General features: G+C 46.4%; 15 protein-coding genes and 1 tRNA gene. 7 read left to right on the forward strand and 9 right to left on the reverse strand.

Annotated elements, in window-relative coordinates:
- Nucleotides 1-37: 37 nt before the first annotated feature.
- The 4 genes from gloA to RIC07_RS20110 all read right to left on the reverse strand — a co-directional run bounded on the left by gloA (nucleotide 38) and on the right by RIC07_RS20110 (nucleotide 1,407).
- Entirely contained in the window at nucleotides 38-469 is a 432-nt protein-coding gene (gloA, locus tag RIC07_RS20095; protein ID WP_446396067.1) for a lactoylglutathione lyase, read from the reverse strand.
- Between the two features lie 187 nt (nucleotides 470-656).
- The gene (locus RIC07_RS20100; RefSeq protein ID WP_446396068.1) at nucleotides 657-782 is read right to left on the reverse strand and encodes a hypothetical protein; all 126 of its coding nucleotides are present in this window, start codon (nucleotides 780-782) and stop codon (nucleotides 657-659) included.
- Nucleotides 779-1,207, reverse strand: coding sequence for a hypothetical protein (locus RIC07_RS20105; protein ID WP_446396069.1), 429 nt, complete (start codon nucleotides 1,205-1,207; stop codon nucleotides 779-781). The genes RIC07_RS20100 and RIC07_RS20105 overlap by 4 nt, the downstream gene beginning before the upstream one ends.
- On the reverse strand, nucleotides 1,207-1,407 hold the full coding sequence (locus RIC07_RS20110; RefSeq protein ID WP_446396070.1) for a hypothetical protein: 201 nt from the start codon (nucleotides 1,405-1,407) through the stop codon (nucleotides 1,207-1,209). The genes RIC07_RS20105 and RIC07_RS20110 overlap by 1 nt, the downstream gene beginning before the upstream one ends.
- Nucleotides 1,408-1,573: 166 nt before the next feature.
- On the opposite strand from RIC07_RS20110, the gene RIC07_RS20115 reads away from it, so the two are divergent.
- Both RIC07_RS20115 and RIC07_RS20120 read left to right on the forward strand, forming a co-directional pair.
- Entirely contained in the window at nucleotides 1,574-2,260 is a 687-nt protein-coding gene (locus tag RIC07_RS20115) for a phosphoribosyltransferase (RefSeq protein WP_446396071.1), read from the forward strand.
- Nucleotides 2,261-2,316: 56 nt separating this feature from the next.
- Nucleotides 2,317-2,625, forward strand: a complete 309-nt coding sequence (locus tag RIC07_RS20120) for a hypothetical protein (RefSeq protein ID WP_446396072.1) — start codon at nucleotides 2,317-2,319, stop codon at nucleotides 2,623-2,625.
- Here the strand turns inward: RIC07_RS20120 and RIC07_RS20125 are convergent.
- Nucleotides 2,622-2,996, reverse strand: coding sequence for a VOC family protein (locus RIC07_RS20125; RefSeq protein ID WP_446396073.1), 375 nt, complete (start codon nucleotides 2,994-2,996; stop codon nucleotides 2,622-2,624). The genes RIC07_RS20120 and RIC07_RS20125 overlap by 4 nt on opposite strands.
- A 185-nt stretch (nucleotides 2,997-3,181) precedes the next feature.
- On the opposite strand from RIC07_RS20125, the gene RIC07_RS20130 reads away from it, so the two are divergent.
- Nucleotides 3,182-3,652 (forward strand): CBS domain-containing protein, encoded by a 471-nt coding sequence (locus tag RIC07_RS20130; protein WP_446383825.1) that lies wholly within the window; start codon nucleotides 3,182-3,184, stop codon nucleotides 3,650-3,652.
- Between the two features lie 61 nt (nucleotides 3,653-3,713).
- Nucleotides 3,714-4,370: a phycobilisome degradation protein NblB gene (gene nblB, locus RIC07_RS20135; RefSeq protein ID WP_446396074.1), complete on the forward strand. Its 657-nt coding sequence runs from the start codon at nucleotides 3,714-3,716 to the stop codon at nucleotides 4,368-4,370.
- A 293-nt stretch (nucleotides 4,371-4,663) separates the two neighbouring features.
- Here nblB and RIC07_RS20140 read toward each other — a convergent pair whose 3' ends face one another.
- Nucleotides 4,664-4,885: a hypothetical protein gene (locus RIC07_RS20140; protein ID WP_006098710.1), complete on the reverse strand. Its 222-nt coding sequence runs from the start codon at nucleotides 4,883-4,885 to the stop codon at nucleotides 4,664-4,666.
- 21 nt (nucleotides 4,886-4,906) lie between these two features.
- Here RIC07_RS20140 and RIC07_RS20145 point away from each other — a divergent pair, with 21 nt between their 5' ends.
- Nucleotides 4,907-5,029 carry a hypothetical protein gene (locus RIC07_RS20145; RefSeq protein ID WP_446396075.1) on the forward strand — a complete coding sequence of 41 codons (123 nt, stop codon included), beginning with the start codon at nucleotides 4,907-4,909 and terminating at the stop codon, nucleotides 5,027-5,029.
- A 144-nt stretch (nucleotides 5,030-5,173) separates the two neighbouring features.
- Here RIC07_RS20145 and RIC07_RS20150 read toward each other — a convergent pair.
- The 3 genes from RIC07_RS20150 to hisF all read right to left on the reverse strand — a co-directional run bounded on the left by RIC07_RS20150 (nucleotide 5,174) and on the right by hisF (nucleotide 6,444).
- A tRNA-Ala gene (locus tag RIC07_RS20150) sits at nucleotides 5,174-5,246 on the reverse strand.
- A 99-nt stretch (nucleotides 5,247-5,345) separates the two neighbouring features.
- Nucleotides 5,346-5,555: a hypothetical protein gene (locus RIC07_RS20155; protein ID WP_006098571.1), complete on the reverse strand. Its 210-nt coding sequence runs from the start codon at nucleotides 5,553-5,555 to the stop codon at nucleotides 5,346-5,348.
- A gap of 118 nt (nucleotides 5,556-5,673) precedes the next feature.
- Nucleotides 5,674-6,444 carry an imidazole glycerol phosphate synthase subunit HisF gene (gene hisF / locus RIC07_RS20160; protein WP_446396076.1) on the reverse strand — a complete coding sequence of 257 codons (771 nt, stop codon included), beginning with the start codon at nucleotides 6,442-6,444 and terminating at the stop codon, nucleotides 5,674-5,676.
- Nucleotides 6,445-6,550: 106 nt separating this feature from the next.
- On the opposite strand from hisF, the gene ruvB reads away from it, so the two are divergent.
- Both ruvB and RIC07_RS20170 read left to right on the forward strand, forming a co-directional pair.
- Nucleotides 6,551-7,648, forward strand: coding sequence for a Holliday junction branch migration DNA helicase RuvB (gene ruvB / locus RIC07_RS20165; RefSeq protein WP_446396077.1), 1,098 nt, complete (start codon nucleotides 6,551-6,553; stop codon nucleotides 7,646-7,648).
- 53 nt (nucleotides 7,649-7,701) lie between these two features.
- Nucleotides 7,702-8,304: an IS607 family transposase gene (locus tag RIC07_RS20170; protein ID WP_446396078.1), complete on the forward strand. Its 603-nt coding sequence runs from the start codon at nucleotides 7,702-7,704 to the stop codon at nucleotides 8,302-8,304.
- Nucleotides 8,305-8,453 lie beyond the last annotated feature (149 nt).

The raw sequence follows: 8,453 nt of genomic DNA on the forward strand, positions 1-8,453 counted from the left end.
GGGATGTAGAGACGTAGCATGCTACGTCTCTACATTGTTAATGACTAGCGGCTGTAGCTTTTTCGTGAGGTTTGGCTGAGCCTTGAGTCCCTAATTGTATTAGCTCAATCTTATAACCCGTGGGATCTTGAACAAAAGCGATGACAGTAGAACCATGTTTCATTGGACCAGGTTCCCGCACGACTTTACCACCCCGTTCCTTGATTTGCTCACAGGTGCCGTAAATATCATCCACACCAATCGCAATGTGACCATAGGCATCACCCAAATCATATTGGTCAACACCCCAGTTGTAGGTTAGTTCTAACACGGTATGGTCAGACTCATCGCCATAGCCGACAAAGGCTAAGGTAAATTTCCCGCCGGGATAATCCTTTTTCCGCAGTAACTTCATTCCCAGCACGTCACAGTAGAATTTGAGTGACTCATCCAAGTCACCGACGCGCAGCATTGTATGTAGCATTCGCATAGCTGATTACAGACTCCTTACGTTTATTCATGTTTCTTTGCTTTTCATTCTATCGAGGCGGTGAGGTAGTGCAACAGGCAATAGTGCTTGGTTAGGACTTACGCAAAGGATCTATAGTGGCGTGACCCAGCTAAAATGATGCATTAGAAAATTAGCTCAAAGACTTGTCAGGTAGCGGACAGAATCTTCAATTCTTTAAATCATCGGGGTCAATATGTTCAAGTCCAATATAACGCTCAATAACAAAATAGATAACCGGAGCCGTATCAATAAAGATTCGTTTTACCCCCTCTAACGCCTCATCTAACCTCACTCAGGCTTCCTCCATACCCGTTCACGTTCCTCCCATTCACCCCGCATCTGACTAACCCATTTCTGAGCATCTTGACCTGCTAATAAATTGGGTGCAATTCCACGAAACTCTTGTAAAGAACGCTGACGTTTTTTGTTTTTGTTTTCAGCAATGTATTGCAGTAAATGCTCATAACCTGCATCAATCGCCTGACCTTCCTCAACCTTATCATCTTCCTGAACACGCCGTTCTAGATAATGTAAAACCTCAAGCCGTTCTTCCTTATTCAAATTATCAATTTGCGTGAAAACATCTTTGAGTTTTGGACTCATACTTCCTCCAAAATCCTTAAAATAATCCTTGTTAAAACTAAGGTCAGCAGGTAAACCCTTCGCCGCCCCAACTACCCCTAATTTTAAGGCTAAGTCATAAGCACTTTCTGCCATTATCTCTGCACCAACCCATCTAACATCTCAACCACCTCATCCATCTGTCGCCAAAACTCCCGCCCCGACTCCTGCCAATCCGACCATAGTTTCGGTAAACTACGCTTATCCGTCTCTGTCCCATTCTCCAATGCCCTCCGCACATAAAGCAGAATCGACAAACTATAATCTTGTTGACTCACCTGCTCAACCGTCACCACCTTAGCAAACCCCTCATCTTCGCCGTCGCTGCGATTGGCGACCCTCTTATCCGATGGAGCTAACGTTAAGTTGTGACTTAATGTTAAGAATCAGGCTAGATTGACCTAAAAGCATGATAGAAATCAGGCATGATTAGGGCAGCCCCGTTAAATGCTGGAGGAACCTATGTCATCGGCTCCGCTATTTAGCGATCGCGCTCATGCCGGTGAGGAACTCGCTCAAGCGCTGCTCACCCAGATTGCTGAACTGGAAATGACAACGGGTGAGACTGTATCACCAATTGTGTATGCACTTCCCCGTGGCGGTATTCCTGTCGCCGTACCGGTTGCTCGTCGGTTAAATTGTCCTCTGGATATCGTGGTGGCTAAAAAAATTACCACTCCCCAAAATCCTGAATTAGCCATTGGTGCTGTCACCTCAGACGGACAAGTGTTGTGGGCGCAACAACGGCTATGGAGGCGACTGAAGGCGAATCTGCGAGAAACCGCCCTGCGTCATGCTCAAGATAAAGCTCAAGCTCAACTTGCCGAATTTGCCCCAGGTTGTCCTCAGGCTAATCCCCAAGGAAAATTAGCCCTTTTGGTTGATGATGGGATTGCTACGGGGATGACCATAATCGCGGCGACTCAAACGTTGAAAGAGTATCATCCTCATCAGATCTGGATTTGTACACCCGTCGCCCCAGGCGGACTGATCAAGAGGCTCGGTCGTTTTTGCGATCGCTTAGTTATCCTGGAAACACCGGATGAGTTTCTCAGTGTCAGCCGTTTCTACGGGGAATTTCCACAGGTCAACACAGATGAGGCGCTGGCTTATTTACAAGACTACAATCATCTTCCCTACCAACAGTAGCTAAATTAGTTCCCCTGAATTATCTTAAACAATAGTTTTAGCTGATGAATTTTTTCATGAGACATTTGCAATTCTGTTGGCGCACCTTGGTGCTTTCCACGCAGCAAAATCCACCAGAGTCGATCGAACATTTGATGGTCTTGTTAACCCTGGCTTTGGGCTTAAATTGGGTCTTTCAACCGGACTGGCAATACCTTGTCCTCAGTTCTAGCTTTGCGATTGGTGCAGCCGCATCCATGTGGGTTAGGGAAGCATTTGTCCCGTCACCACGTCCCCGTGTAGTTATGGTTGTCGCGATTACTGTCTTGCTTCTCTATAGCATTTATGCCTTTGCCAATGTTGCTTATGACGTAGCAATCAGTTAACGCTGCGGCTGGTGTAAAATTAAACGATTGCCGTTGGGGTCGTAAGCGTAGATTTCCCGCCCATGGGACGCGACGATGATTTCGCCCGGTGGCGGATATCCCATGTTACTCAACTGTGCGATCGCGGCGTCTAAGTCATCCACGTCTAAACACAAACTCAACCCACTTTGCTCAGACTGCTCAAATTCCTGTCGATGATTATCCCTGGGCTTAAATAATCCGAGTCGCAATCCAGGTAGCTGAAACTCAGCATAGGTATTGGGACTATGGCAATGGGGAGATTTAGCGAGTAATTGACTATAAAATTCAACCAGTGGCTCGATATTCGTAGCCGCCATGGTAACCCAAGCCGTATGCAAGTGAAATTTCATCCCTATCGCTAAGTCCCTAAATATAAATTCTGTCGGGCGGAGTTAAGAATTGTAAAAACCCTCAATCCCTTGTCCCGTTCCCTGTTCCCTGTTAAGAGTTCCCCATTCCAGAGAAATTAATCCCCATCATTCCCGAAACCCCTACAATAAGATGAGTAATTCCTTTGAAGACACCAAGCCTGAGTATGCCCAAAACCGTTGCCGAAGTCATGAGCCGTGACCCGATCGCGGTTTCCCCCCAAACGCCCATCAAAGAGGCGATGAAAATTCTTGCCGAACGACGTATCAGTGGTTTGCTGGTGGTCAATGATGCCGGCAAATTGGTGGGCATTATTTCAGAAACAGATTTGTTGTGGCAACAGACAGGAGTCGAACCCCCAGTTTACATCGTATTTCTAGACAGTGTGATTTATCTAGAAAACCCAGCCCGGTACGAAGAAGAACTACACAAGGCTCTAGGGCAAACCGTTGGAGAAGTTATGACCCACGAACCTGTGGTTGTCAAGCCCGATCAACCCTTACGCAAAGCCGCAAAACTGATGCAGGACAAATCTCTGCGCCGTCTAGCGGTGACTGACAACCAAGGAAAAGTGATTGGTGTCCTCACGGCGGGAGATATTGTGCGGGCAATGATTGCTGAACTGGACGAGTCATAATCTAATCAACCCACCGTCACTTTTAATTTTGTCCGATTACTTATTACTTAATACGTTACAAATGACTGTTTCTCGTGAGTCTGTTCAACAGTTGCTGAGTTCCGAGGACTTTGGCAACCGCCTGAGTGGGGTAAATCTACTACGCCAGCTAGAACCATCGGTAGCTTATGAATTAATCCAGCCGATTGTGACTGACGCCAATGCTCGAGTTCGGTACGCCGCCGTTAGCCAGCTTGATACCCTTGGGGATCAGGATTTATCTCTCACCTTAACCCTGTTGCGCGATCGCCTCTTGAACGACTCAGAACCCGATGTCCAAGCCGCCGCCGCTGACGCTTTGGGTGCCCTGAAGATGACCGAGGCGTTTGAGGAGATGAAACAGTTATATCACCAATCATCGGAATGGTTATTACAGTTTAGTATTGTTGCGGCATTAGGGGAACTCTCAGATCCGCGTGCGTTTCCTCTTTTAGAAGAAGCACTCTCCTCCGAAACCAGCTTGATTCAAACCGCCGCGATTAGTTCATTAGGAGAACTGGGTGATCCCCGTGCTGTGCCATTATTAGTTCCCTTTGCCACCGACTCTGACTGGCAAGTGCGTTACCGAGTCGCCCAAGCGCTCAAACCCTTCGATACTTCAGAGGCTCGAGCCGCCCTAGAAGCCTTAGCCAATGACTCGGTTGAGCAAGTGGCTCAGGAAGCCAAACGAAATTTGTGATAGGTGGACACAATTAAAGTTAAAGGTGGAGATCGTCATTTGTCATTTGTCATTTGTCATTTGTCATTTGTCATTCTTAAGAGAACACCAAAACCCTTGATATATCGTCCCTTGATATACCGTAGTAGGCTGGCAAGCTTAAAGTTGTGGGTAAAATTTTTCTGGATCACTACTCTCATAAGGGTTTGAGAAAATACTTGACCACCGTTTTAACCTTGCCAAGCTAGTAGGGTGGGCATTGCCCACCAGAATACGAGGAGTGTGCCATTCATCTTAGGTTCGGTGTAGGGAGTTCAATCGACAACTTTCACAAGTCCACGATGCACCCCATAAATCAGCCGCATTAAGATAGCTTCATCATTACTTGTGAAAGAATTGTCCCAAGGCGCTGTCATCAATTCACGCCAGTCAGACAAACTGATCTGACCCTTACACATGATGTCAGCAAATAGTGGTGCCAAACAGCATCGGCTCAAGGTTTGTTCGTCTAGAGGAGCTTGTTCAGTCGCATTCATGGCTGGTTGGGTTGACTTTCAATGATCACATCAATTGTACTCACTCACGATGAGTCGTCCGGCGATCGCGTCACCAACCCCCCAAATTGGGCTAGCTGGAAAACTCGCAAAACCCTGAACAATAAAGGTTTCCAGAAAAATTAAAGGTTTATAAAATACCCAAAATAAGCCTTGATACGATAAAAATGAATGCCGTTTTTGAAGTTATGAAAACTGTTCCCTGTTCCCTGTTAACAATTCCCTAACCTCACCATAAGAGTTATTCAGCAACTCTTAATTCTTTGTTAATGGAGCTAAGCGGACTCGAACCGCTGACCCCCTCAATGCCATTGAGGTGCTCTACCAGCTGAGCTATAGCCCCGTGCAGCATCTTCCATCATGCCTTGATTCTGCCCTTTCGTCAAGTCTCATTAAATTATTGCCTCGTGAGAGATGATTGAGTTATGAAACCTAAGCCTCACTAAAACGAACCCGAAACCGCCGCAATCCGACTCAAGTAGCCCAAATAGCTGTCCATCAAGAAATATACGACTAACATGGCAGCCGCTGACATCGCCACTAAAGTGCCAGCCAGCATAAAGGAAAACTCTCGTGTGTCAAACGCCTGTTGCATTAAGTGCAGTGACCAAGCAACTAGAGCAATATCGAATATTAAAATAGCAATCAACATAATTTAAGAAATGTAACATCGAATCTATTCTAGCAGTGGTCTATGTAGCTGCAAACGATCCAATTGTGTGATATTGGTCACAAAAGTTTACGGCAGATCGGCAAGGATTTGAGAACCCTCATGACATCCGGACGGGAACCTGATGATCCTGCAAATAGTGCTTAATTTCCGATACGCTAAGTTGCCCGTAGTGCAGTAAAGAAGCTAAGAGGGCGGCTTCGGCTTTCCCCTCACTCAGGGCTTGATAAATGTGATCACAGGTTCCCGCACCCCCTGAGGCAATCACCGGAATTTCCACCTGGTCGGCAATGGTGCGGGTTAGCTCTAAGTCATACCCAGCTTGAGTTCCATCCGCATCCATACTGGTCACCAGTAATTCTCCCGCACCGCGTCGTTCCACCTCTTTTGCCCAGGCGATCGCATCAAGTCCGGTATTTTCGCGTCCGCCGCGCACGAAAACATCCCAACCCGGATGACTGGGATCAACACGGCGACGGGCATCTATCGCCACCACAATACATTGATTACCAAAGCGATCGCTAGCTTGATTGATAAAATCTGGATTACGGACAGCCGCCGAATTAATACTGACTTTATCGGCACCAGCCCTTAACAATAACTTAACAGTCTCTAAGGATTGGATACCGCCGCCAACGGTTAAGGGAATAAACACCTGTTCTGCGGTACGGTAGACAACATCAATAATAATATCCCGGTCTTCATGAGTGGCAGTGATATCCAAAAACACCAGTTCATCGGCACCGGCTTGGTTATAAGCTTGTGCCAATTCCACTGGATCACCCGCATCTTGCAAATTTACAAAGTTGACGCCCTTGACCACCCGCCCCGCCTTTACGTCCAGGCACGGTAAGATTCGTTTAGCTAGCATGTCAGATGTCTTACGCTGTGTGATGGGATAATACTCACTCTGTTAACTAATCTAAACCTTTTGTGCCTAAGTGTCTTGGTCGCAGATGAAACAATAGGCTGAAATCATGGCTATAACCTCCTTTAGACAATCTCAAGAACCCGACCCACAACCCCAATCCCGGCAGAAAAAAAAGGGTCGCCGTAAGAAACGTCAGCAAGACTTGGAAACAGATTTGTTACTGGCGACGGCGACAGCCGATGAAACAGAGAACCAAGAGGAAGGGATTCGTCCCCATCGGTTAGCCGACTATATTGGGCAAAAAGAACTCAAAGATGTCTTAGAAATTGCGATCGCGGCGGCGAAGGCGCGAAATGAAGCTTTAGATCATTTGCTCTTGTATGGACCGCCGGGATTGGGGAAAACCACGATGTCGCTAATTTTGGCGACAGAGATGGGGACGAATTGTAAAATTACAGCGGCGCCAGCATTGGAACGTCCCCGGGATATTGTGGGGATTTTAGTGAATCTTAAACCGGGGGATATTTTGTTTATCGATGAGATTCATCGCCTCACACGCATGAGTGAGGAACTGTTGTATCCGGCGATGGAGGATTATCGGTTAGATATTACGATTGGCAAAGGGCAATCGGCGCGAACCCGGAGTATTCCCTTACCCCAGTTTACCTTGGTTGGCGCGACGACACGGGTGGGATCACTCACCTCCCCGTTACGCGATCGCTTCGGGTTGATCCAGCGCTTACGATTCTACGAACCCGAGGAATTGAGTCTAATTGTCCAACGCACCGCCCAATTATTACAAACGCCGATGAGCGAAGAGGGAGCGATAGAAATTGCCCGTCGTTCGCGGGGAACTCCCCGCATCGCCAATCGTTTACTGAGGCGAGTGCGGGATTATGCTCAGGTGAAAAAGATGGGTGTCATTAACCCAGACGTCGCCGCCGAAGCCTTGGAAGTCTTCAATGTTGATCCGGCGGGTTTGGATTGGACGGATCGGCTGGTGTTAAGTGTGATGATTGAACAATTCCAAGGGGGACCTGTGGGTTTAGAAGCCGTAGCCGCCGCCACCGGAGAAGACGCTCAAACCATTGAGGAAGTGTATGAACCGTATTTGTTACAGATTGGTTACTTACATCGAACCCCTCGCGGGCGGGTTGCTACAGACGCGGCTCGTAAGCATCTAGGGTTAACTAACAGTCGGTAAATATCTAGACAATTAGTGACATAACTGGACATTTTCTATGATATAATCAGACAATGTCTAGTTTAACCCCCCAAGAAGCAGCTACTCTACTAGGTGTCACGGTCAAAACTTTGCACCGATGGGAACTCAATGGCAAAATTCGATCAAGTCGGACGGCTGGTGGTCATCGTCGATACGATATTGCTGACTTAATTGGCAATAAATCGGGTAATGAATTAACCGTTGGTTATGCCAGAGTATCTAGTCACGACCAAAAAGACGATTTAAATAGACAAGTTTTAGTTTTAGAAAGCTACTGTGCCAAACAGGGATGGGAATTTGAGATTATTCAAGATCTCGGTAGTGGCATGAACTACAAAAAGAAAGGATTGATTAGATTAATCAAATTAATTACCAGTTATCAAGTAGAAAGGCTGGTATTAACGCATAAGGATAGACTACTGAGATTTGGTTCGGATTTGATTTTCACATTATGTGAGAGTTTTGGCACCGAGGTAATAATTATCAACCGTTCTGATGATAGTACATTCGAAGAAGACTTAGCGGCAGATGTATTAGAAATTATCACAGTATTTTCCGCTCGTCTATATGGGAGTCGAAGTCATAAGAACAAAAAAATAGTGGATGAACTGAGGGAGGTAGCCAAAAAGCTATGACGACGATAACTTATTGCAAAGGCTTGCCAACTCCTGCCGATGAACTTAACCCCATCGGTTTCACCGACTTGGAGATGTTTTTAACTTCATTGTCCGATATATTCTATCAAGCAACAGTTGAAACAGTTAACCATTTATTAAATAAAGAA

The organism is Coleofasciculus sp. E1-EBD-02, assembly GCF_040218245.1.
In the GTDB taxonomy this organism is placed as follows: Bacteria; Cyanobacteriota; Cyanobacteriia; order Cyanobacteriales; family Coleofasciculaceae; genus Coleofasciculus.

Coding starts and splice junctions, on each gene's coding strand:
- gloA (WP_446396067.1), bottom strand. CDS start 469: ATGCGAATGCTACATACAATGCTGCGCGTCGGTGACTTGGATGAGTCA.
- RIC07_RS20105 (WP_446396069.1), bottom strand. CDS start 1,207: ATGGCAGAAAGTGCTTATGACTTAGCCTTAAAATTAGGGGTAGTTGGG.
- RIC07_RS20115 (WP_446396071.1), top strand. CDS start 1,574: ATGTCATCGGCTCCGCTATTTAGCGATCGCGCTCATGCCGGTGAGGAA.
- RIC07_RS20120 (WP_446396072.1), top strand. CDS start 2,317: ATGAGACATTTGCAATTCTGTTGGCGCACCTTGGTGCTTTCCACGCAG.
- RIC07_RS20125 (WP_446396073.1), bottom strand. CDS start 2,996: ATGAAATTTCACTTGCATACGGCTTGGGTTACCATGGCGGCTACGAAT.
- RIC07_RS20130 (WP_446383825.1), top strand. CDS start 3,182: ATGCCCAAAACCGTTGCCGAAGTCATGAGCCGTGACCCGATCGCGGTT.
- nblB (WP_446396074.1), top strand. CDS start 3,714: ATGACTGTTTCTCGTGAGTCTGTTCAACAGTTGCTGAGTTCCGAGGAC.
- RIC07_RS20140 (WP_006098710.1), bottom strand. CDS start 4,885: ATGAATGCGACTGAACAAGCTCCTCTAGACGAACAAACCTTGAGCCGA.
- RIC07_RS20145 (WP_446396075.1), top strand. CDS start 4,907: ATGATCACATCAATTGTACTCACTCACGATGAGTCGTCCGGCGATCGC.
- RIC07_RS20155 (WP_006098571.1), bottom strand. CDS start 5,555: ATGTTGATTGCTATTTTAATATTCGATATTGCTCTAGTTGCTTGGTCA.
- hisF (WP_446396076.1), bottom strand. CDS start 6,444: ATGCTAGCTAAACGAATCTTACCGTGCCTGGACGTAAAGGCGGGGCGG.
- ruvB (WP_446396077.1), top strand. CDS start 6,551: ATGGCTATAACCTCCTTTAGACAATCTCAAGAACCCGACCCACAACCC.
- RIC07_RS20170 (WP_446396078.1), top strand. CDS start 7,702: ATGTCTAGTTTAACCCCCCAAGAAGCAGCTACTCTACTAGGTGTCACG.